The organism is Serratia sp. CY44782 (assembly GCF_052168715.1).
Taxonomy (GTDB): domain Bacteria; phylum Pseudomonadota; class Gammaproteobacteria; order Enterobacterales; family Enterobacteriaceae; genus Serratia; species Serratia nevei.
On sequence record NZ_JBJNME010000011.1, the window covers coordinates 49,504 to 72,032 of the forward strand.

Genomic DNA, 22,529 nt, shown 5'->3' on the forward strand with positions numbered 1-22,529 from the left:
AGGCTCGCTTAGGCTGATTAAAACTAACTTATTCACATTTGGTTAACGTTTTTGTCACTTAGGGGCGTCAGGCGATGGCAGATGTGCAGGTTCTCTCAGGTTTGTCCTGTCAGCAGTTCATTAACGGTCAGTTGGTCGACGGCGAAGGCCAGCAGGAGTGCATCGTCAATCCGGCCAACGGCGAGACGCTGATCGCCCTGACCGAAGCCTCTTCGGCGCAGGTCGGCGGCGCGGTGAAAGCCGCGCAGCAGGCGTTCGGCCACTGGTCGCGCACCACGCCGGCCCAGCGCGCCGCTCTGTTGCTGCGCATCGCCGACGCCATCGAGCGGCAGGCGCCGCAGCTGGCGCAGCTGGAAGCCCTCAACTGCGGTAAGCCGCTGCATCAGGCGCTCAATGACGATCTGCCGGCGGCGGTCGACGTGTTCCGCTTCTTCGCCGGCGCGGTGCGCACGCAGCAAGGGCAGCTGGCCGGCGAGTATGTGCCGGGCCACACCTCGATGATCCGCCGCGATCCGATCGGCGTGGTGGCCTCGATCGCCCCCTGGAACTATCCGCTGATGATGGCGGCGTGGAAGATTGCGCCGGCGTTGGCGGCGGGCAATACCGTGGTGTTTAAACCCTCCGAACATACGCCGCTGACCATTCTGGCGTTGGTGCCGGCGCTGCAGGAGATCCTGCCGCCGGGCGTGCTGAATATCGTCTACGGCGGCGGGGAAGGGGTCGGCAGCCAGCTGGTGGGGCACCCGCAGGTGCGGCTGGTGTCGGTCACCGGCGATATCGTCACCGGGCAAAAAATTCTTCAGGCGGCGGCCAAAAGCGTCAAGCGTACCCACCTGGAACTGGGGGGCAAGGCGCCGGTGATCGTCTGCGACGACGCCGATCTCGACGAGGTGGTCAACGGCATTCGCACCTACGGCTATTACAACGCCGGCCAGGACTGCACCGCCGCCTGCCGCATCTACGCGCAGGCGGGTATCTATCCCAAGCTGGTGGACGCGCTGGGTGAGGCGGTTGCCAGCCTGCGCTTCGCCCGCAAGCGCGATCAGGACAATGAGATCGGCCCGTTGATAAGTAGCCGCCAGCGCGATCGCGTCGCCAGCTTCGTCGAGCGGGCGCTCAGCCAACCGCATATCGAATTGATCACCGGCGCCGCGGCCCACTCTGGGCCGGGATTTTATTACCAGCCGACCCTGCTGGCGGGCTGCCTGCAAAGCGATGAAATCGTGCAGCGCGAGGTGTTTGGCCCGGTGGTCAGCATCACGCGCTTCGAACACCTGGAGCAGGCGGTCGAGTGGGCCAACGACTCGGAATACGGGCTGGCTTCGTCGGTGTGGACGCAAAATATCGATCGGGCGCTGCACATTGCCGCCCATCTGCAGTACGGCAGCACCTGGATCAACACCCATTTCACCTTGGCGAGCGAGATGCCGCACGGCGGCCTGAAACGCTCCGGCTACGGCAAGGATCTGTCCAGCGATTCGCTGCAGGATTACAGCGTTGTCAGGCACGTAATGGCGAAGTTCAAAGCCAGCTTCTAGCGGTTCTATAAAGCAAAATCAGGCGGCAGCCGTTCCCTGCCGCACACAGATACGCAACACAGGGGTAATTACGATGAGAAAAACTACCGCAGTCACCACCACCGTCTCCGCGCTCTGTCTCACCGTGCTGTGCGGCCTGGCTCAGGCGGCCGATCTGCCGCAGTCGCTGGGCAAAGGCGAAGGCCGGCTGGATATCATCGCCTGGCCCGGCTACATCGAACGCGGCCAGTCCGACAAAAACTACGACTGGGTCACCCAGTTTGAAAAGCAAACCGGCTGCGCGGTGAACGTGAAGACCGCCGCCACCTCCGATGAAATGGTCAGCCTGATGGCCAAGGGCGGCTACGATCTGGTGACCGCCTCCGGCGACGCCTCGCTGCGTCTGATCTTCGGCAAGCGGGTGCAGCCGATCAACACCGCGCTGATCCCGAACTGGAAGAACATCGATCCGCGCCTGCTGAACGGTGCCTGGTACACCGTGGACGGCAAAACCTACGGCACGCCGTACCAGTGGGGGCCGAACCTGCTGATGTACAACACCAAAACCTTCCCGACGCCGCCGGACAGCTGGGCGGTGATCTTCCAGCAGCAGAACCTGCCGGACGGCAAGAGCAACCAGGGCCGGGTGCAGGCTTACGACGGCCCGATCTACATCGCCGACGCGGCGCTGTTCCTGAAGGCCACCCAGCCGCAGCTCGGCATCAGCGATCCTTATCAGCTCAACGAAGAACAGTATCAGGCGGCGTTGAAGCTGCTGCGCAGCCAGCACGCGCTGATCCACCGCTACTGGCACGACACCTCGGTGCAGATGAGCGACTTTAAAAACGAAGGCGTGGTGGCCTCCAGCGCCTGGCCGTATCAGGCCAACGCCCTGAAGGGCGAGGGGCAGCCGATCGCCACCGTGTTCCCGAAAGAGGGCGTGACCGGCTGGGCGGACACCACCATGCTGCATACCGATGCCAAGCACCCGAGCTGCGCCTACCAGTGGATGAACTGGTCGCTGGAGCCGAAGGTGCAGGGCGACGTGGCGGCCTGGTTCGGGTCGGTGCCGGCTTCACCGGCGGGCTGCAAGGCCAGCGCGCTGCTGGGTGAGAAGGGCTGCGAAACCAACGGCTTCAACCAGTTCGACAAAATCGCCTTCTGGAAAACGCCGCAGGCGCAGGGCGGCAAGTTCGTGCCGTACAGCCGCTGGACCCAGGATTACATCGCCATCATGGGCGGCCGCTAAGCCGCGGGGCGCAGCCCGCTGCGCCCGAACTACATCAGTATGGAGCACAGAAAATGACCATTGCCGTGCAATTCATCGATGTTTCGCGGACTTTCGGCGATGTTCGCGCCGTGGATCGGGTATCCATCGACATTCAGGACGGGGAATTTTTCTCCATGCTCGGGCCATCCGGCTCGGGCAAAACCACCTGCCTGCGCCTGATCGCCGGCTTTGAACAGCTCACTTCCGGCTCGATTCGCATCCACGGCCAGGAAGCCGCCAACCTGCCGCCGTATCAGCGCGACGTGAACACCGTGTTTCAGGATTACGCACTGTTCCCGCACATGTCGGTGCTGGAAAACGTCGCCTACGGCCTGATGGTGAAGGGCGTCGCCAAACGCGAGCGGCTGGCGCGGGCGCAAGAGGCGCTGGAGAGCGTGGCGCTCGGTTTCGTTGCCGAACGCAAGCCGGCACACCTGTCGGGCGGCCAGCGGCAGCGCGTGGCGTTGGCGCGCGCGCTGGTCAATCGGCCGCGGGTGCTGCTGCTGGACGAACCGCTCGGCGCGCTGGATCTCAAGCTGCGCGAGCAGATGCAGGGCGAGCTGAAGAAGCTGCAGCGCCAGCTGGGCATCACCTTTATCTTCGTTACCCACGATCAAAGCGAAGCGTTGTCGATGTCCGATCGGGTGGCGGTGTTCAATAACGGCCGCATCGAACAGGTGGATACGCCGCGCGAGCTTTACATGCGGCCGAAGACGCCGTTCGTCGCCGAGTTCGTCGGCACCTCCAACGTGGTGCGCAGCGAGCTGGCGCAGCGCCTGCTCGGCGAAAGCCGGACGTTCTCGATCCGGCCGGAACATATCCGCCTGCTGGAGCACGGCGGCGCGGCGCAGGACGAGATCCAGGTGCAGGGCACGCTGCAGGAAATCCATTACCAGGGTGCGGCCACGCGGTATGAAATCGCGCTGAACGGCGGCGAAAAGCTGCTGGTCAGCCAGGCCAATCCGCAGTGGATCGCCGAAGGGCAACAGCGGCAGATCGGCCAGCCGATCGTCGCCTGCTGGCCGCGCGCGGCGATGGTACCGTTGCTGGAGGAGAGGTGAGATGGACATGAGCATCGATTCCCCCTCGGCGCGCGGCGGTACCGTGCGCGCGCTGTCGACCTGGCTTTATCGCCGGCCGACGCTGTATCTGCTTTTGCTGCTGGTGCCGCCGCTGCTGTGGTTCGGCGCGGTGTACCTCGGTTCGCTGCTGACGCTGCTGTGGCAAGGGTTTTACACCTTCGACGATTTCACCATGGCGGTGACGCCGGATCTGACCTTCGCCAACCTGGCGGCGCTGTTCAACCCGGCCAACTACGACATCATCCTGCGCACGCTGACCATGGCGGTGCTGGTGTCGCTGGCCAGCGCGGCGCTGGCGTTCCCGATCGCCTATTACATGGCGCGTTACACCAGCGGCCGCGTCAAGGCGTTCTTTTACATTGCGGTGATGATGCCGATGTGGGCCAGCTATATCGTTAAAGCCTATGCCTGGACCCTGCTGCTGGCGAAAGACGGCGTGGCGCAGTGGTTCCTGCAGCACCTGGGGCTGGAGCCGCTGTTGGCTTCGCTGCTGACGGTGCCCGGCGTCGGCGGCAACACGCTGTCGACCTCGGGGCTGGGGCGTTTTCTGGTGTTCGTCTATATCTGGCTGCCGTTCATGATCCTGCCGATCCAGGCGGCGCTGGAGCGCCTGCCGCCCTCGCTGCTGCATGCCTCGGCGGATCTGGGCGCGCGACCGGCGCAGACCTTCCGCCACGTCATTTTGCCGCTGGCGGTACCGGGCATCGCCGCCGGATCGATCTTCACCTTCTCGCTGACGCTGGGCGACTTTATCGTGCCGCAGCTGGTGGGGCCGCCGGGCTATTTCATCGGCAGCATGGTGTACGCCCAGCAGGGCGCGATCGGCAATATGCCGATGGCCGCGGCCTTTACGCTGGTGCCGATCGTCCTGATCGCCATTTACCTTTCCATCGTCAAACGTCTGGGGGCTTTCGATGCACTCTGAACGCGCGCCCTTAGGGCTGAAGCTGGCCGCCTGGGGCGGACTGATCTTCCTGCATTTCCCGTTGGCGATCATCGCCATCTACGCCTTCAACACCGAGGATGCCGCCTTCAGTTTCCCGCCGAAGGGGTTCACGCTGCACTGGTTCAAGGTTGCCGCCGGGCGGCAGGACATCATCGATGCGGTGCTGCTGTCGGCGCAGATCGCCTGCCTGGCGACTGCCATCGCGCTGGTGCTCGGCACCCTGGCTGCGGCGGCGCTGTATCGGCGCGATTTCTTCGGCAAGGACAGCATTTCGCTGCTGTTGCTGCTGCCGATCGCGCTGCCGGGGATCGTCACCGGTCTGGCGCTGCTGGCGGCGTTCAAAGCGCTGAATATCGAGCCGGGCATCCTGACTATCGTCGTCGGCCATGCGACGTTCTGCGTGGTGATCGTGTTCAACAACGTCATCGCCCGGTTCCGCCGCACCTCGTACAGCCTGATCGAAGCGTCGATGGATCTCGGCGCCGACGGCTGGCAAACCTTCCGCTACGTGATCCTGCCGAACCTCGGCTCGGCGCTGCTGGCCGGGGGCATGCTGGCGTTCGCGCTGTCGTTCGATGAAATCATCGTGACCACCTTTACCGCCGGCCACGAGCGCACGCTGCCGCTGTGGCTGCTGAACCAACTCGGTCGCCCGCGCGACGTGCCGATCACCAACGTGGTGGCGCTGTCGGTAATGCTGTTGACCATGCTGCCGATCCTCGGCGCTTACTACCTGACCAAAGGTGGGGAAAGCGTCGCCGGCAGCGGCAAATAATTTCCTTACCCGACCTCTGATAAAAGGATAACCCTATGCAAAGCCAACTGTTGATTGACGGCCACCTGGTGAATGGCCAGGGCGCGACCCAGCCGGTGTATAACCCGGCGACCGGCGAAGTGATTGCGCAGGTGGCGGAGGCCAGCCCGGAGCAGGTCGATCGCGCGGTGCTGGCGGCGGACGCCGCGTTCGCCGCCTGGGGGCAAACCACGCCGAAGGCGCGCGCCGAGCATCTGCTCAAGCTGGCGGATCTGATCGACGAGCATGCCGAGACTTTCGCCAGGCTGGAGTCGCTCAACTGCGGCAAACCTTATCACTGCGTGTTGAACGACGAACTGCCGGCGGTGGCCGACGTGTTTCGCTTCTTCGCCGGGGCCAGCCGCTGCCTGACCGGCATGGCGGCCGGCGAGTATCTGGCCGGGCATACCTCGATGATCCGCCGCGATCCGCTCGGCGTGGTGGCCTCGATCGCGCCGTGGAACTACCCGCTGATGATGGCGGCCTGGAAACTGGCGCCGGCGTTGGCGGCGGGCAACTGCGTGGTGATCAAGCCGTCGGAGCAGACGCCGCTGACCACTTTCAAACTGGCCGAACTGGCCGCCGGGCTGTTCCCGCCGGGCGTGCTCAACATGCTGTTCGGCCGCGGCGCAAGCGTCGGCGATCGGCTGACCGGGCATGACAAGGTGCGCATGGTGTCGCTGACCGGCTCGATCGCCACCGGCGAGCACATCATCGCCCACACCGCCGCCGGCATTAAGCGCACCCATATGGAGCTGGGCGGTAAGGCGCCGGTGCTGGTGTTTGACGACGCCGATCTACAGCAGGTGGTGGACGGCATTCGCGGCTTCGGTTTCTACAACGCTGGGCAGGATTGCACCGCCGCCTGCCGCATTTACGCGCAGAAAAGCATTTATCCCGAGCTGGTGAAGCGGCTGGGCGAGGCGGTGGCCAGCCTGAAGATTGGTGCGCCGGACGACGAGAGCACCGAGCTGGGGCCATTGATCACCGCCCAGCACCTGGAGCGGGTCGCCGGTTTTGTCGAGCGCGCCAAAGCGTTGCCGCACGTGCAGGTGGTGACCGGCGGCGAGAAGGTGAAAGGGCCGGGTTACTACTTCCAGCCGACGCTGCTGGCCGGCGCGCGCCAGGAGGATGAGATCGTGCAGCGCGAGGTGTTCGGCCCGGTGGTGACGGTGACGCCGTTCGACGACGAAGAGCAGGTGCTGGCCTGGGCGAACGAATCCAACTACGGGCTGGCGTCGTCCGTGTGGACCCGCGACGTGGGCCGCGCGCATCGCTTAAGCGCCCGCCTGCAATACGGCTGCACCTGGGTGAACACCCACTTCATGTTGGTGAGTGAAATGCCGCACGGTGGCCAGAAACTGTCCGGCTACGGCAAGGACATGTCGATGTACGGGCTGGAGGATTACACTGCCATTCGTCATGTGATGTTCAAACATTGATTTTACAATAATTATCCGCACAATAGCGCGGCCTTCGGGCCGGCCCCGGCCGGCCGATGATAATAAAAATTGAAAGGAAGCCTATATGGGTATCACCAGACGCGATTTTCTCAACGGGGTGGCGATCACCATCGCCGCCGGGTTGACGCCGCTGCAAATCTTGCGCGCGTCGCCGCAAACCGCCAATCAAACCCTGTACTATCCGCCGGCGCTGACCGGGCTGCGGGGCAACCATCCGGGCTCGTTCGAGCATGCGCACCAGCTGGGGCGCGACGGTAAAACCTTTGATTTCGGCAGCGTGCCCGCCGTTGAAGAGTTCGATCTGGTGGTGGTGGGCGCCGGCATCAGCGGGCTGGCGGCCGCCTGTTTCTGGCAGCAGCTGAAAGGCGAGCAGCAGCGCATTTTGCTGATCGACAACCATGACGACTTCGGCGGCCACGCCAAGCGCAACGAATTCAACACCGACGACGGCATGCTGCTCGGCTACGGCGGCAGCGAATCGCTGCAGTCGCCGCGCTCCAACTTCAGCCCGGTGGCGATGGGGCTGCTGCGCAAGCTCGGTGTCGATATCGACCAACTGGAGCAGGCGTTTGACACCACCTTCTACCCGGATCTGAACCTGAGCCGCGGGGTTTACTTCGATCGCAAGAACTTCGGCGTCGACAAGGTGGTGAGCGGCGATCCGGGCCGTACGGTGGCGGACGACATTCCGCGCGATCGCCTCAACGGCCGCTCTTATGAAGCGTTCATCGGCGATTTCCCGCTGCCGGAAAGCGATCGTCAGGCGTTGATCGCGCTGCATACGGTGGAGAAAGATTATCTGCCGGAGATGACGCTGGAGCAGAAGGTCGAATGGCTCGATACCCACAGCTACACCCAGTTCCTGCGTGAAAAAGTGGGCCTGAGCGAGCTGGCGATCCGTTATTTCCAGCAGACCACCAACGACTTCCAGGCGGTGGGCATCGACGGCACGTCGTGCAGCGATGCGCGCATCTGCGATCTGCCGGGCCTCGGCGGCATGAATCTGCCGCCGCTGGACGAAGAGTCGCAGGCTGATCTCGACGATCCTTACGTGTTCCACTTCCCGGACGGCAACGCCACGCTGACGCGCCTGATGGTGCGCAAGCTGATCCCGGCGGTGGCGCCGGCCGGCAAAGACATGAACGACGTGGTACTGGCCAAATTCGACTACAGCCAGCTCGATCGGCCGGAATCGCCGGTGAAGCTGCGTTTGAACAGCACCGGGCTGCACGCGGCCAACGTCGGCGACAAGGTGGAAGTCACCTATATGACCGGCGAGAAGATGACCAAGGTGCGCGCCGGGCAGGTGGTGATGGCCGGCTATAACATGATGATCCCGTACCTGGTGCCGGAGATGTCGCACGAGCAGCAGGAGGCGCTGAAGCAGAACGTCAAGGCGCCGTTGGTGTACAGCAAAGTGGTGATCCGCAACTGGCAGCCGTTCATCAAGCTGGGCGTGCACGAAATTTATTCGCCGGCCGCGCCGTACAGCCGCGTGAAGCTGGACTACCCGGTGAGCATGGGTGGGTATCAGCACCCGCGCGATCCGGATCGGCCAATCGGCCTGCATATGGTGTACGTGCCGACGCTGCCGGGCAGCGGCCTCAGCCCGCGCGAGCAGTCGCGCAAAGGGCGCGCGCTGCTGCTGGGCACGCCGTTCGAGGTGCACGAGCAGATGATCCGCGAACAGCTGCAGGGCATGCTGGGCGAGGCGGGTTTCGACCATCAGCGCGACATTCAGGCGATCACCGTCAACCGCTGGTCGCACGGTTATTCCTACTTCCTCAACGGGCTGTTTGACGATGAAGAAGAAGCCAAGAAAATCATCGAAACGGCGCGGCAGCCGATCGGTAAGATCGTTATCGCCAACTCCGATTCTGACTGGAGCCCGTACGCCAACTCGGCGATCGATCAGGCGTGGCGCGCGGTGAACGAACTGGCCTACGGCAAGGTTGCCGCCAAGGAGGGAGCATGAGTCTGCGTTCGCTTTACCTGTTGAGCCTGCTGGCGGCCGGCGGCTCGGCCCAGGCGATGTCGGCCGGGGAATATGTCGCCAAAGCCGGCGACTGCACCGCCTGCCACACCGCGCCGGGCGGCGCTGAACTGGCGGGCGGCATGAAGTTCCCGACACCGCTCGGGGCTATCTACGCCACCAACATCACGCCGGACAAGCTGCACGGCATCGGTGCCTATTCGTTCGAGGAGTTCGATCGCGCCATGCGCCAGGGGGTAGCTAAAGACGGTCACCGGCTCTACCCGGCGATGCCGTACACCTCGTACGCCAAAATGAGCGCGGAAGACATGCGCGCGCTGTATGACTATCTGATGAACGAGGTGCCGGCGCAGAACGTCGCCAACCGGGACAGCGACATCAGCTGGCCGCTGTCGATGCGCTGGCCGCTGGCGGTGTGGAACCAGCTGTTCCACGACGACCAGCCGTATCAGGCAGATCCGCAGCAAAGCGCCGAGTGGAACCGCGGCGCCTACCTGGTGCAGGGCGCGGGTCATTGCGGCAGCTGCCACACGCCGCGCGGCTGGGCGATGCAGGAGAAGGGGCTGGACGGTAAGGAGCCGGTGTTCCTGAGCGGCGCCGAGCTGGACGGCTGGTACGCCTCCAATCTGCGCGGCCTGCCGCCGGAAGAGGTGACGGCGCTGCTGAAAACCGGCCGCAGCCGCCATGCGGCGGTCGCCGGGCCGATGAGCGAGGTGGTGACCCACAGTACGCAGTATCTCAGCGACGGCGATTTGAACGCCATCGCGGTGTACCTGCGCAGCCTGGCGCCGGAAACCGCCGCCAAAGCCGCTGCGCCTGCCGTGCAGGCGAATAATCCGGGCGGCAAGGCGACCTACGCGATGTACTGCTCGACCTGCCATGGCAACAAGGGCGAGGGCAGCGATTTTGCCATTCCGGCGCTGGCGGGCAATGCCACGGTAACGGCGGACAATCCGCTGACCGCGCTGCGGGTAGTGCTGGAAGGGGCGCATACTCCGGCCACGCAGCACGCGATGGCGTTCGACATGCCGGCTTATGGCTGGGCGTTGAACGATCGGCAGGCGGCGGATCTGATGAGCTATCTGCGGGGAAGCTGGGGCAACCAGGCGGCGCCGGTGACGGTGCAGCAGGTGCAGGACGCGCGCCAGCTGCAGGCGAAATAAGAGGGGAGCGCGGTCTGACGGCCGCGCTCCGCAAGCATTACAGCACCTTATGCGGGCCGAAACATTCGTAGTGGATGCGTTCGGCCTCTACGCCCATCTCCAGCAGCTGTTTGCCCACGAACTGCATGAAGGCCACCGGGCCGCAGAAGTAATAGTGCATTTGCGGATCGGCCAGGCTGCCTTGCAGCGCGCTCAAATCCATCAATCCGCGGCTGTGGTAGTCGCGGCCTTCCACGTCATCGGCAGCCGGCTCGCGGTACCACACATGGCGGCTCAGATTCGGCATACGCCCGGCAATATCCGCTACCTCATCGGCAAAGGCGTGCACGCTGCCGTTTTCCGCCGCGTGCAGCCAGTGGACCTGCGCCTGATGCTGGTTGTCGTGCAGGGTGTTGAGCATGCCGAGCATCGGGGTTTGGCCGACGCCGGCGGAGATCAGCGCCACCGGCGTGGTCGGCGCCACGTCGAGGAAGAAATCGCCGTGCGGCGGGGCGATGTAGATCACGTCGCCTTCCTGCGCCTGCTGGTGCAGGTAGTTGGACACTTTCCCCTGATCTTCGCGCTTCACCGCGATGCGGTAGAATTCGCCGTTCGGCGAGGTGGTCAGCGAGTACTGGCGAATTTCCTGATGCTCCAGGCTGTCGTGCTTGATGTAGACCGCCAGGTATTGCCCCGGTTTGAAGTCCGCCACCCGGCCGCCGTCCACCGGCGCCAGCACGAAGCTGCAGATCACGTCGCTCTGCGGCTGTTTCTTCAGGATGCGGAATGCGCGCAGATCGCGCCAGCCGCCGTTGTCGGTTTCGCTCTGCTGATAAATCTGCTCTTCACGCTGGATAAATACGTTGGCCAGCACGCCGTAGGCCTTGCCCCAGGCGTCCAGGACTTCCTGACCCGGGCTGAACATTTCGTCTAGCGTCGCCAGCAGGTGACCGCCGACGATGTTGTACTGCTCCGGCTGGATATTGAAGCTGGTGTGCTTCTGCGCGATGCGCTCAACCGCCGGCAGCAGCGCTGCCAGGTTCTCGATGTTGGCGGCATAGGCGCAGATGGCGTCGAACAGCGCCTGACGCTGATCGCCGTTGCGCTGGTTGCTCATGTTGAAAATGTCTTTCAATTCCGGGTTGTGCGCGAACATGCGATCGTAAAAGTGGGCGGTCAGCTTCGGCCCGGTCGCAGCCAGCAGGGGAATGGTAGATTTCACGGTGGCGATGGTTTGGCTATCCAGCATGGAAGCGCTCCTTGGGTTAGGCTCTTGACGAGAATTCTAATGATGTATTTTAAATGCATCTTATTGGGTTCTGCGTCGCTTGTAAATACCCTTGTTTTCGTTGCGGTGTTCTTCGGGCGTCGATCGGGTTCACAGAACATGAAAAAAGCGCGGGATTCGCATGAGGAAATGTCCGTTGATAAACGGCGGCATTTAGCGGATCAAAGCCTTGCGCCACCTTATGCCAATCGTTTGCGTAAAAACCTCTGTCAAGACCTATCTTCGGTAGGGCGAAACGGTTTACACTGTGGCCCAGAACCCAAACGGGTAGTTATTTGGTGATTTTTTAGTTAGCTGATTTAAGTCAGGAGATGCCGGATGTTAAAGCGTGAAATGAACATTGCCGATTACGATGCGGAACTGTGGCGTGCCATGGAGCAGGAAGTGGTGCGTCAGGAAGAGCACATCGAGCTGATCGCGTCTGAGAACTACACCAGCCCGCGCGTGATGCAGGCTCAGGGTTCCCAGCTGACCAACAAATACGCTGAAGGCTATCCGGGCAAGCGTTACTACGGCGGCTGCGAATACGTGGATATCGTTGAGCAGCTGGCTATCGATCGCGCCAAAGAATTGTTCGGCGCCGATTACGCCAACGTGCAGCCGCACTCCGGCTCCCAGGCTAACTTCGCCGTGTACACCGCGGTGCTGCAGCCGGGCGACACCATTCTGGGCATGAACCTGGCGCACGGCGGCCATCTGACCCACGGTTCCCCGGTCAACCTGTCCGGCAAACTGTATAACGTAGTGCCTTACGGCATCGACGACAAAGGCCAAATCGACTATGACGACCTGGCCAAGCAGGCGCAAACCCACAAGCCGAAAATGATCATCGGCGGCTTCTCCGCTTACTCCGGCGTGGTTGACTGGGCCAAAATGCGCGAAATCGCCGACAGCATCGGCGCTTACCTGTTCGTCGACATGGCGCACGTGGCCGGCCTGATCGCCGCCGGCGTGTACCCGAACCCGGTACCGCACGCGCACATCGTCACCACCACCACCCACAAAACCCTGGCGGGCCCGCGCGGCGGCCTGATCCTGGCGAAGGGCGGCGACGAAGATCTGTACAAAAAGCTGAACTCCGCCGTGTTCCCTGGCGGCCAGGGCGGCCCGCTGATGCACGTGATCGCCGGCAAGGCGGTGGCGCTGAAAGAAGCGATGGAGCCTGAGTTCAAGGTTTACCAGCAGCAAGTGGCGGTCAACGCCAAGGCGATGGTGGAAGTGTTCCTGCAGCGCGGCTACAAAGTGGTCTCCGGCGGCACCCATAACCACCTGTTCCTGCTGGATCTGGTCGACAAAAACCTGACCGGTAAAGAAGCGGACGCTGCCCTGGGCCGCGCCAACATCACCGTCAACAAAAACAGCGTGCCGAACGATCCGAAGAGCCCGTTCGTTACCTCCGGCGTGCGTATCGGCACCCCGGCCGTGACCCGTCGCGGCTTCAAAGAGGCCGACGTGCGCGAACTGGCCGGTTGGATCTGCGATGTGCTGGACAACATCAACGATGAAGCCACCATCGAACGCACCAAGAAGAAAGTGCTGGATATCTGCGCCCGCCTGCCGGTTTACGCATAATCCTGCTTTCGCCCGACAAAACCCGCTGCGGCGGGTTTTTTTATGCCCGCCAGCAGCAAACTGTGAACTGTCTGGCACTCTAAAGCATTGAAGTGGAATGATGATTGCGGGGCAGTGTGAGCTCTGTCAAAGTATTGCCCTCACTCCGGAGGGATCATGGTTCTGCAATCAACGCGTTGGCTCGCTCTCAGTTATTTCACCTACTTCTTTTCCTATGGCATTTTCTTACCGTTCTGGGGCGTGTGGCTGAAAGGCGAGGGCATCGCGCCCGAAACCATCGGCATGTTGCTTGGCGCCGGCTTGGTGGCCCGCTTCCTCGGCAGTTTACTGATTGCACCCCGCGTTAAAGATCCCTCTCATTTAGTCTCCGCCCTGCGCCTGCTGGCGCTGCTGACCCTGGCCTTCGCGGTCGGCTTTTGCTTTGGCAACGGCTGGGGCTGGCTGATGCTGGTGATAGCGGGGTTCAACCTGTTCTTCTCGCCGCTGGTGCCGCTGACCGACGCGCTGGCCGGCACCTGGCAAAAGCAGATCCGCATGGACTACGGCCGGGTAAGGCTGTGGGGCTCGCTGGCGTTCGTCATCGGCTCGGCGCTGACCGGGCAGCTGGTGGCGGTGTGGGGCCATAACGCCATTCTTTACAGCCTGATCTTCAGCGTGTTGGCGATGCTGCTGGGTATGTTGCTGAAGCCGAGCGTCATGCCGCAGGGCGAAGCGCGCACGCACAGCGGAGCCGAGCGCTCGCTGTGGGCACTGCTGAAAGAAGGGCCGGTCTGGCGATTCCTGTTGTGCGTCACGCTGCTACAGGGGGCGCATGCCGGCTACTACAGCTTCGGCTCCATTTACTGGCAGGAGGCGGGCTATTCGGCCTCGACCATCGGCTATCTGTGGTCGCTCGGCGTAGTGGCGGAGGTGATTATTTTCGCCAGCAGCAACGTGCTTTTCCGCCGCTGGAATGCGCGCAACCTGCTGTTGCTCTCCGCCTGCTGTGGCGTGCTGCGCTGGAGCCTGATGGCCTACAGCACCGAGCTGGGCTGGCTGCTGCTGATCCAGATCCTGCACTGCGGCACCTTCACCGTCTGCCATCTGGCGGCGATGCGCTTTATCGCCGCACGCCAGGGGCAAGAGGTGATTCGGCTGCAGGCGGTGTATTCGGCGCTGGCGATGGGCGGCGGCATCGCCGTCATGACGGTCATTGCCGGGTTCCTGTTCGAACATTGGCAGGGTGGGGTATTCTGGGTGATGGCGGCGGTCGCGGTGCCAGCCTTGTTCATCCGGCCGCCGGCGGTCAGCGTCAGCCGCTGATTAAGGGGCTTCCAGCAGCGCGCGGATCGCCTGGCGCTGCCGGGTTTCCAGCGGCAGTTCGGTATAGATCAGCGGCGGGTGCGGATCGCTGTGCACCGCCGCATAAGGGGTGATCACCAGCATGACGCCCTGCGGCGCGCCGCCGCGCAGATAGTCGTTCAGCGGCAGGTACTTGATGTTCAGCGGCAGCAGCGTGAGCTCGCGAATCTGGTATTCCACTTCTTCTTCCAACTGCGGGTTGTCCAGCGTCAGCAGCAGCACCTGTTTTTCCTGCAGCGCGTTGTCCTGCATCAGCCAGGCGCCGAAGCTGATGGCCACCAGGCCCGCCTCCTCGTTGGAAAAATGCACGCCGTACTCCTGCTCCAGCGGTTTCAGCGCTTCCTGCGTGGTGCGCATCAGCCGCGGGTATTTGCGCACCACTTCTTCCAGCAGCATATTGTCGATGCCGATGGCGAAACGGCAGCGCTCCAGCGCCGGCGCCAGATGGGCAAACAGCTGGCTGACCAGCTCAGTTTTGCTGCTGAAGGCCATGCCGGAAAGTTGCTGGAAGCGCTCGACCATGCTGTCGATGGCCGTCATCAGCCGCTGTTCCTGCGCGGAGTCGTTGCTGTGGTAGCTGTGATTTTTCAACATGGTAAACGTCAGCGCCAAAAAATCGCGCTCGTCTGCCTGCGGCGGCTGGTTAAACAGCCGGTTGCAGGCCTGATGCAGCCAGGCGGCGGCCTGCTGCTCCGGTTTTTGCCGCAGCCAGTCACGCTGAACGGCGTCGAAACGCGGATGCTGCCGCAGGCGATTTTGCCAGGCGCAGTAGAGCAGATAATGCTGCAGGAATTGGCGGTCGCGTGCATCGAAGCGGCGGTTGAGCAGCGGCTCGCAGGCATCGATCGCCTCTGCCAGCGCAGACGCCGGGGCGGCATCGGCCGCCAGCGCGTGCCGCAGGCGCGGGGCGAAATCGCCTTCAACGAATTGCGGGCTGCAGCGCAGGGCCCGCCGCAGCCAATGGATCAGGCACAGGCGCTGGTCGAGCGCGCTGCCCCGCAGCAGGTAACCACGATCGGGATCGACGGCGATCTCCAGGTGGTGGAAACGCTGGATTTCACTGGCCACCTCGGCTATATCTTGCCGGGTTATCGGGGGGGCGACGCCGTTGATTCGGCTCAGGGTCTCCAGCTGTAACTCGGGCTCCGGCGTGTACAGCATCAGCAGCAGATGGCAGCGCCGTTGTTGTCCGGAGAGCTCGGGCACGGGAGAGGTGTCCAGGCTCATTATCACCTTCCGGCATAAAAGGTTGCGATTATGCCTAAGCATAGCAAAAGGCTTTGTAATGGCAGGGTTACCGCGCGGCTTTTACTTCGGCTTACAACTTTCGTCACAAATATCGCCGGGAGAGGCGGGCCGTTCGGTATTTATTTGTGTTACGTTATAACAAATGCAGGTAAGACAGGATAATGATGAAGTTACGTCGTCTGTTGGCTGCCTTCGGCGCCGTGTTCAGCGCCGGTGCGATCGCGCATCCGCACAGCTTTATCGACATGAATACCACCTTCGTCGCCAAAGACCAGCGGCTGGTCGGCCTGAAAATGGTGTGGGTGATGGATGAAATCACCTCGGCGGATCTGCTCTACGATGCGAAAAACGCCAAGAGCGATTCGGAAGTGTGGAAAAAGCTGGCGGCGGAAGTGATGGCCAACGTGCTGGGGCAGCACTATTTCACCGATCTTTACCGCGACGGCAAGCCGGTGAAATACCTGAACTTGCCCAGCGAATATCACCTGTCGCGCCAGGGCAATCAGGCGGTGCTGGAGTTCGTGCTGCCGTTGGCCGAGCCACAGCCGCTGGCGGGCAAGCCGTTCGAACTTTCTACTTACGATCCGACTTATTTCGTGGATATGACCTATAAAGACCAAAATGCGCTGCATCTGCCGCCGGAGATGGCGCAGCTGTGTAGCTACAAGCTGATGACGCCGAAGCCGAATGCGTCGCTGCAGGCCTATGCGCTGTCGCTCGACAAGAACGACTCGCCCGGTGAAGACCTGGCGCTGGGGCAGCAGTTCGCCCAGCGGGTGACGCTGCAATGTCGTTAAATTTCTCACCTCCGACGACGAGCCGACGCCACTGGGCCTTCGGCCTGTGGCCGCTGCTGCCGTTCACGCTGGCGTTGGCGGCCGCCGCGCTGCTGGCGTGGCACTATTGGCCGCAGCTGCTGATGCAGAGCGTGGTATGGCAAAAAGCGCTGCACCAGCAGATGGCGGGGCTGTTGCAGCAGGTGAAGGCCGCGCCGCAGCAGGCCGGGCTGGCGCTGATGCTGTTCAGCCTCGGCTATGGCGTCTTGCATGCGCTCGGCCCCGGCCACGGCAAAGTGGTGATCGCCACCTACCTGGCTACCCATCCGGCGCGGCTGAAAAGCAGCCTGAAGCTGACCTTCGCCGCCTCGCTGGTACAGGGCGGGGTAGCGATCGCGCTGGTCACGCTGATGCTGGTGGTATTGCAGCTCTCTTCGCGCCAGCTGCACCAAAGCAGCTTCTGGCTGGAAAAAGGCAGTTTTATTCTGGTGATGCTGCTTGGCGTGCTGCTGAGTTGGCGCGCGCTGAAACGCCTGTTTGCGGCGATCAAGGCGATGCGCCCGGCACCGGCGCTGCGAATCAACAGCCTGGCGCCGCTGGCGGCGGATCATGTGCACAGCGCCCACTGCGGCTGCGGCCACCGGCATCTGCCGAGCGACAGCGAGCTGCAGGCGGGAAGCGACTGGCGCACTCAGGCCGCCATCGTGCTGGCGATGGGCATGCGCCCCTGTTCGGGGGCGATTTTGGTGCTGCTGTTCTCCAAGGTGATCGGCGTGTTCGGCTGGGGAGTGATCTCCGCGCTGGCGATGGCGTTCGGCACCTCGTTGACCATCTCGATGCTGGCACTGCTGGTGCATTACAGCCGCCGGCTGGCGGTGCGTCTCAGCCGTTCGCGCGCGCCCGCCGCCTGGAGCGCGGTGGCCTGGGGGGCATTGGCGCTGGCCGGCGGCCTGATCCTGTTGGCTGCGGGGCTGTTGCTGTACGTCAGCGCGCAGCCGGAATTCGGCGGCGGCATCCGGCCCTTCTCCCGCTAACGGGCATAAAAAAAGCGCTGCATCGGCAGCGCTTTTTTTTCGATTCGCTTCTGGCGATTAACGCTTCAGCGCTTCGCTCAGTTCTTCACGCATGGTGGCCAGCATGGCTTTCACTACGCGCGGGTTGCCTGCAACCACGTTGCCGGAGCTGAAGTGGTTGTGGCCACCGACGAAGTCGGTCACCAGGCCGCCGGCTTCACGCACCAGCAGTTCGCCCGCGGCGAAATCCCACGGCTTCAGGCCGATTTCGAAGAACCCGTCTACGCGGCCGGCGGCCACATAGGCCAGATCAAGCGCGGCGGAACCGGTGCGGCGGAAGTCTGCACACTGGGTGAACAGTTTGCCGACGATGTTGATGTAAGGCGTTGCGTGCTGCTTGACCTTGAACGGGAAGCCGGTCGCCAGGATGGTGCCATCCAGATCTTTGGCGTTGGTGCCGCGCAGGCGGTAACCGTTGAGCTGTGCGCCCTGGCCGCGAGTGGCGGTGAACAGTTCGTTGCGCATCGGATCGTAGACCACGGCCACTTCAGTACGGCCTTTGATGCGTACGGCGATGGAAACGGAGAAATGAGGGAAACGTTTGATGAAGTTTGCAGTGCCATCCAGTGGATCGATCACCCATTGCACATCGCGATCTTCGCCGATCAGCTCACCGCGTTCTTCGCTCACGATACTGTGTTGCGGATAAGACTTGCGGATGACGTCGATGATCAGATGCTCTGCATCGCGATCGACGTTGGTGACGAAGTCATTGGTCCCTTTCTGGCTCGCTTCTACAGCGTCCGGGGTTTCGTAGTTTTTGGCAATCAGGTTACCGGCCTTGCGCGCAGCGCGCACGGCGATAGTCAGCATCGGATGCATGGGTATCTTCCAACTAGGATGTTAAAGAACAGGAAACGGCGCGAAGTATAGCAGCTGTTCGGCAAATTGCCTATGGCTGTGTTAAGATGCTGCGATTTTCCGCCACGCTCAGAGTTTGTATGCTGCACAATATCCGCATTGTTCTGGTAGAGACTTCACATACCGGCAACATGGGCTCGACCGCCAGAGCCATGAAAACCATGGGTTTAACCAACCTTTATCTGGTTAATCCGCTGATCAAACCCGATTCTCAGGCCATCGCCCTGGCCGCCGGTGCCAGCGACGTGATCGGCAACGCCACTATCGTCGACACCCTCGATGACGCCATTGCCGGCTGTAGCCTGGTGGTGGGCACCAGCGCACGTTCTCGCACCTTGCCGTGGCCGATGCTGGAGCCGCGTGAATGCGGCGTGCGCGCGGTACACGAAGGCGAACACGCGCCGGTGGCGCTGGTGTTCGGCCGCGAACGCGTCGGGTTGACCAACGATGAACTGCAGAAGTGCCACTATCACGTCGCCATTCCGGCCAACCCGGACTACAGCTCGCTGAACCTGGCGATGGCGGTGCAGATCCTGGCGTACGAAGTGCGCGTGGCTTACCTCGATCGCCAACAGGCGGGCGCGCCGCAGCTGGAAGAGACGCCGTATCCGCTGGTGGACGACCTCGAGCGTTTCTATCAGCACCTGGAGCAGACGCTGCAGCGCACCGGCTTTATTCGCCCGTCCCATCCGGGGCAGGTGATGAGCCGCCTGCGTCGGCTGTTCACCCGCGCGCGCCCGGAAGGGCAGGAGCTGAATATCCTGCGCGGCATGCTGACGTCGATCGAGAAACAGGATAAACATCAAGGTAATTAATTGATGTGGCATAACGGTGGGCGACAATAGTATTAGTTATCCAAAGGTTATAACATGTATTTTATATACCTTTGTTATTGCTAAGTTCAAAACGTGCTAATACTTGAGTCAATTACTAGGTTAAATAGTTGACTGTTTTACTCAGGAATGTCAGACTTTCGGCCATATTTGACCAACAGGTAACCATTGAGCTATGAGACTGACATCCAAAGGCCGTTATGCCGTAACCGCTATGCTCGACGTAGCGCTGCATTCCCAGGAAGGGCCGGTGCCACTGGCGGACATTTCCGAACGCCAGGGTATTTCGCTCTCTTATCTGGAACAATTATTCTCCCGTCTGCGCAAGAATGGCCTGGTGGCCAGCGTGCGCGGTCCGGGCGGTGGTTATCTGCTGGGTAAAGACGCGGGTGAGATCGCCGTTGGCGCTGTCATCACTGCCGTCGATGAATCGGTAGATGCAACCCGTTGCCAGGGCAAAGAAGGCTGTCAGGGCGGCGATCGCTGCTTGACCCACGCCCTGTGGCGCGATCTGAGCGAGCGCATCAGCGGGTTCCTGAACAACATTACGCTGGCAGAACTGGTCAATAACCAGGAAGTGCTGGTGGTGGCGGATCGTCAAAACAACGATACGCGCCGCACGGCCAACGGTCGTCCGCAAGAAACTATCAACGTTAATCTGCGCGCATAAGCAGCTGGCGAAATTTTTTTAGTTTTTGGAAGTGATGTACGGAGCACAAGAGCAATGAAATTACCGATTTATCTGGATTACTCAGCAACGACGCCGGTCGATCCGCGCGTTGCTGAGAAGATGATGCAGTTTTTGACCCTGGACGGCACTTTCGGCAACCCGGCTTCCCGTTCCCACCGTTTCGGTTGGCAGGCGGAAGAGGCGGTAGACATCGCCCGTAACCAAATCGCCGAACTGGTGGGTGCCGACCCACGCGAAATCGTCTTCACCTCCGGGGCGACCGAATCCGACAACCTGGCGATCAAAGGCGCTGCCAATTTCTACCAGAAAAAAGGCAAGCACATCATCACCAGCAAAACCGAACACAAAGCCGTGCTGGACACCTGCCGTCAGCTGGAGCGCGAAGGGTTTGAAGTGACCTACCTGGCGCCGCAGAGCAACGGCATCATCAGCCTGCAGGATCTCGAAGCGGCGATGCGCGATGACACCATTCTGGTCTCCATCATGCACGTCAATAACGAAATCGGCGTGGTGCAGGATATCGAAGCGATCGGCGAAATGTGCCGCGCGCGCGGTATCATCTACCACGTTGACGCCACCCAGAGCGTGGGCAAACTGCCTATCGATCTGAGCAAGCTGAAAGTCGACCTGATGTCGTTCTCCGGCCACAAAATCTATGGCCCGAAAGGCATCGGCGCGCTGTACGTGCGCCGCAAGCCGCGCATCCGCATCGAAGCGCAGGTACACGGCGGCGGTCACGAGCGCGGCATGCGTTCCGGCACCCTGCCTGTCCACCAGATCGTCGGCATGGGCGAAGCTTACCGCATCGCCAAAGAAGAGATGACCGAAGAGATGGCGCGTCTGCGCACCCTGCGCGATCGTCTGTGGAACGGCGTGAAAGATATGGAAGAAGTGTATCTGAACGGCGATCTGGAGCATGGCGCACCGAACATCCTGAACGTCAGCTTCAACTATGTTGAAGGCGAGTCGCTGATCATGGCGCTGAAAGACCTGGCCGTTTCTTCCGGTTCAGCCTGTACCTCCGCCAGCCTCGAGCCGTCCTACGTGCTGCGCGCGCTGGGCATGAGCGATGAATTGGCGCACAGCTCGATCCGTTTCTCCCTGGGGCGTTTCACCACGGAAGAAGAGATCGACTACACCATTCAACTGGTGCGTAAATCCATCGGCCGTCTGCGCGATCTGTCCCCGCTGTGGGAGATGTTCAAGCAGGGCGTGGACATCAACAGCATCGAATGGGCGCATCATTAATTCTCAGGTTTCAGGAGCAAGGTCATGGCTTACAGCGAAAAAGTAATCGATCATTATGAAAACCCGCGCAACGTGGGTTCTTTCGACAACGAAGATCCTACCGTCGGCAGCGGCATGGTAGGGGCGCCGGCTTGCGGCGACGTCATGAAGCTGCAGATCAAGGTTAACGATGAAGGCATCATCGAAGACGCGCGCTTTAAAACTTACGGCTGCGGTTCTGCCATCGCCTCCAGCTCGCTGGTGACCGAATGGATGAAAGGCAAGTCGCTGGATCAGGCTGAAGCGATCAAAAATACCCAGATCGCCGAAGAGCTGGAATTGCCGCCGGTCAAAATTCACTGCTCGATCCTGGCTGAAGACGCCATCAAAGCAGCGATTGCCGATTATAAGAGCAAGCATAGCGCCAAGTAATTTGTCTGAGTCGGCCCGGCTGCGCCGGGCTTTGATGTGAAGTGTGAGGTTGTGATGTCTATTACCATGAGCGACAGCGCTGCGCAGCGTGTTCAGGCGTTTTTGACGAACCGCGGCAAAGGTCTCGGCCTGCGTCTGGGAGTGCGAACTTCCGGCTGCTCCGGGATGGCGTACGTGCTGGAATTTGTTGACGAAGCCAACGATGACGACATCGTGTTTGAAGACAAAGGCATCAAGGTGATCATCGACGGCAAGAGCCTGGTCTACCTTGACGGCACCGAGCTTGATTTCGTTAAGGAAGGCCTGAACGAAGGCTTCAAGTTCAACAACCCGAACGTCTCAAGCGAATGCGGCTGCGGCGAGAGTTTCAACGTCTGACAGTCCATCGTGCTCCCCCGTTTCGGCGGGGGAACTTCATCCGCTAACGCCCAGAGCACGCTATGGATTACTTTACTTTATTCGGGCTGCCAGTTCGCTACACCGTGGACGGCAGCCTGCTTGCGTCCCGCTTCCAGGATCTGCAGCGCCAATTCCACCCCGATCGTTTCGCCAACCAGCCGGAGCGCGAACGCCTGATGGCGTTGCAGCAAGCGGCGACCATCAACGAAGCCTACCAGGCGCTGAAGCACCCGTTAAAACGCGCGGAGTATATGCTATCTTTGCACGGCTTCGATCTGGGCAACGAACAGCATACGATGCGCGATACCGCGTTCCTGATGGAACAGCTGGAACTGCGCGAAGAGCTCGACGCCATTGAGCGCAAGCCGGAGGCGGAAAGCCTGCTGGTCGATTTCGGCGCGCGGCTGGCCTCCTCCATCAAGCAGCGCAGCGCGCTGATGCTGCAGCAGCTGGATGGCGAGCAATGGGCGGACGCCGCCGACACCGTGCGCAAGCTGCGCTTTTTGGACAAACTCCAGCAACAGGTTGAACAACTCGAAGAAAAACTGCTGGGTTTTGAGTAACACCTTCTGATTCTGATTG

The 22,529-nt window shown here is 61.7% G+C and carries 21 protein-coding genes; 18 read left to right on the forward strand and 3 right to left on the reverse strand.

Annotation, left to right across the window (positions count from 1 at the left end):
* Nucleotides 1–74: 74 nt before the first annotated feature.
* The 8 genes from ACJ8HT_RS20290 (at nt 75) to ACJ8HT_RS20325 (ending at nt 10,227) form a co-directional block, all read left to right on the forward strand.
* A complete protein-coding gene (locus ACJ8HT_RS20290) occupies nt 75–1,538 on the forward strand; it encodes a gamma-aminobutyraldehyde dehydrogenase (protein ID WP_047730064.1) in 1,464 nt (487 codons plus the stop codon).
* Nucleotides 1,539–1,611: 73 nt separating this feature from the next.
* Entirely contained in the window at nt 1,612–2,766 is a 1,155-nt protein-coding gene (ydcS, locus tag ACJ8HT_RS20295) for a putative ABC transporter substrate-binding protein YdcS (RefSeq protein WP_033644107.1), read from the forward strand.
* A gap of 53 nt (nt 2,767–2,819) precedes the next feature.
* Nucleotides 2,820–3,848 carry an ABC transporter ATP-binding protein gene (locus ACJ8HT_RS20300; protein ID WP_033651579.1) on the forward strand — a complete coding sequence of 343 codons (1,029 nt, stop codon included), beginning with the start codon at nt 2,820–2,822 and terminating at the stop codon, nt 3,846–3,848.
* A 1-nt stretch (nt 3,849) separates the two neighbouring features.
* Nucleotides 3,850–4,794, forward strand: coding sequence for an ABC transporter permease (locus ACJ8HT_RS20305; RefSeq protein ID WP_033644105.1), 945 nt, complete (start codon nt 3,850–3,852; stop codon nt 4,792–4,794).
* On the forward strand, nt 4,784–5,590 hold the full coding sequence (locus ACJ8HT_RS20310) for an ABC transporter permease (protein WP_194573046.1): 807 nt from the start codon (nt 4,784–4,786) through the stop codon (nt 5,588–5,590). Before ACJ8HT_RS20305 ends, ACJ8HT_RS20310 begins: the two co-directional genes overlap by 11 nt.
* A gap of 35 nt (nt 5,591–5,625) precedes the next feature.
* Nucleotides 5,626–7,050, forward strand: a complete 1,425-nt coding sequence (gene patD, locus ACJ8HT_RS20315) for an aminobutyraldehyde dehydrogenase (protein WP_197653303.1) — start codon at nt 5,626–5,628, stop codon at nt 7,048–7,050.
* 85 nt (nt 7,051–7,135) lie between these two features.
* Complete coding sequence (locus ACJ8HT_RS20320; RefSeq protein ID WP_060425032.1) at nt 7,136–9,046, forward strand: NAD(P)/FAD-dependent oxidoreductase; 1,911 nt, start codon at nt 7,136–7,138, stop codon at nt 9,044–9,046.
* Nucleotides 9,043–10,227 carry a c-type cytochrome gene (locus ACJ8HT_RS20325; RefSeq protein WP_197653302.1) on the forward strand — a complete coding sequence of 395 codons (1,185 nt, stop codon included), beginning with the start codon at nt 9,043–9,045 and terminating at the stop codon, nt 10,225–10,227. The genes ACJ8HT_RS20320 and ACJ8HT_RS20325 overlap by 4 nt, the downstream gene beginning before the upstream one ends.
* Before the next feature lie 37 nt (nt 10,228–10,264).
* On the opposite strand, the gene hmpA is transcribed toward ACJ8HT_RS20325, so the two are convergent.
* A complete protein-coding gene (hmpA, locus tag ACJ8HT_RS20330; protein WP_149571717.1) occupies nt 10,265–11,455 on the reverse strand; it encodes an NO-inducible flavohemoprotein in 1,191 nt (396 codons plus the stop codon).
* 357 nt (nt 11,456–11,812) lie between these two features.
* Between hmpA and glyA the strand changes: the two genes are divergently transcribed.
* Both glyA and ACJ8HT_RS20340 read left to right on the forward strand, forming a co-directional pair.
* Nucleotides 11,813–13,066, forward strand: a complete 1,254-nt coding sequence (gene glyA, locus ACJ8HT_RS20335; RefSeq protein WP_197653301.1) for a serine hydroxymethyltransferase — start codon at nt 11,813–11,815, stop codon at nt 13,064–13,066.
* A 156-nt stretch (nt 13,067–13,222) separates the two neighbouring features.
* The gene (locus tag ACJ8HT_RS20340; RefSeq protein ID WP_038874523.1) at nt 13,223–14,368 is read left to right on the forward strand and encodes a 3-phenylpropionate MFS transporter; all 1,146 of its coding nucleotides are present in this window, start codon (nt 13,223–13,225) and stop codon (nt 14,366–14,368) included.
* Here ACJ8HT_RS20340 and csiE read toward each other — a convergent pair whose 3' ends face one another.
* Nucleotides 14,369–15,634 carry a stationary phase inducible protein CsiE gene (gene csiE, locus ACJ8HT_RS20345; protein WP_195873739.1) on the reverse strand — a complete coding sequence of 422 codons (1,266 nt, stop codon included), beginning with the start codon at nt 15,632–15,634 and terminating at the stop codon, nt 14,369–14,371. It lies immediately after the preceding gene.
* Nucleotides 15,635–15,816: 182 nt separating this feature from the next.
* Between csiE and ACJ8HT_RS20350 the strand changes: the two genes are divergently transcribed.
* Both ACJ8HT_RS20350 and ACJ8HT_RS20355 read left to right on the forward strand, forming a co-directional pair.
* Entirely contained in the window at nt 15,817–16,452 is a 636-nt protein-coding gene (locus tag ACJ8HT_RS20350; RefSeq protein ID WP_033651572.1) for a DUF1007 family protein, read from the forward strand.
* Nucleotides 16,443–17,465, forward strand: a complete 1,023-nt coding sequence (locus tag ACJ8HT_RS20355; protein WP_060425023.1) for a nickel/cobalt transporter — start codon at nt 16,443–16,445, stop codon at nt 17,463–17,465. Before ACJ8HT_RS20350 ends, ACJ8HT_RS20355 begins: the two co-directional genes overlap by 10 nt.
* A 57-nt stretch (nt 17,466–17,522) precedes the next feature.
* Here ACJ8HT_RS20355 and suhB read toward each other — a convergent pair whose 3' ends face one another.
* Nucleotides 17,523–18,326 carry an inositol-1-monophosphatase gene (suhB, locus tag ACJ8HT_RS20360; RefSeq protein WP_004941400.1) on the reverse strand — a complete coding sequence of 268 codons (804 nt, stop codon included), beginning with the start codon at nt 18,324–18,326 and terminating at the stop codon, nt 17,523–17,525.
* A 119-nt stretch (nt 18,327–18,445) separates the two neighbouring features.
* On the opposite strand from suhB, the gene trmJ reads away from it, so the two are divergent.
* The 6 genes from trmJ to hscB all read left to right on the forward strand — a co-directional run bounded on the left by trmJ (nt 18,446) and on the right by hscB (nt 22,510).
* On the forward strand, nt 18,446–19,180 hold the full coding sequence (gene trmJ / locus ACJ8HT_RS20365; protein ID WP_025303916.1) for a tRNA (cytosine(32)/uridine(32)-2'-O)-methyltransferase TrmJ: 735 nt from the start codon (nt 18,446–18,448) through the stop codon (nt 19,178–19,180).
* A gap of 193 nt (nt 19,181–19,373) precedes the next feature.
* The gene (iscR, locus tag ACJ8HT_RS20370; protein ID WP_004941404.1) at nt 19,374–19,868 is read left to right on the forward strand and encodes a Fe-S cluster assembly transcriptional regulator IscR; all 495 of its coding nucleotides are present in this window, start codon (nt 19,374–19,376) and stop codon (nt 19,866–19,868) included.
* A 54-nt stretch (nt 19,869–19,922) separates the two neighbouring features.
* Nucleotides 19,923–21,137: a cysteine desulfurase gene (gene iscS, locus ACJ8HT_RS20375; RefSeq protein WP_015378780.1), complete on the forward strand. Its 1,215-nt coding sequence runs from the start codon at nt 19,923–19,925 to the stop codon at nt 21,135–21,137.
* A gap of 24 nt (nt 21,138–21,161) precedes the next feature.
* Nucleotides 21,162–21,548: a Fe-S cluster assembly scaffold IscU gene (iscU, locus tag ACJ8HT_RS20380; RefSeq protein ID WP_004941408.1), complete on the forward strand. Its 387-nt coding sequence runs from the start codon at nt 21,162–21,164 to the stop codon at nt 21,546–21,548.
* 54 nt (nt 21,549–21,602) lie between these two features.
* Nucleotides 21,603–21,926 (forward strand): iron-sulfur cluster assembly protein IscA, encoded by a 324-nt coding sequence (gene iscA / locus ACJ8HT_RS20385; protein WP_004941410.1) that lies wholly within the window; start codon nt 21,603–21,605, stop codon nt 21,924–21,926.
* 62 nt (nt 21,927–21,988) lie between these two features.
* The gene (gene hscB / locus ACJ8HT_RS20390; RefSeq protein ID WP_194573051.1) at nt 21,989–22,510 is read left to right on the forward strand and encodes a co-chaperone HscB; all 522 of its coding nucleotides are present in this window, start codon (nt 21,989–21,991) and stop codon (nt 22,508–22,510) included.
* Nucleotides 22,511–22,529: the final 19 nt, after the last annotated feature.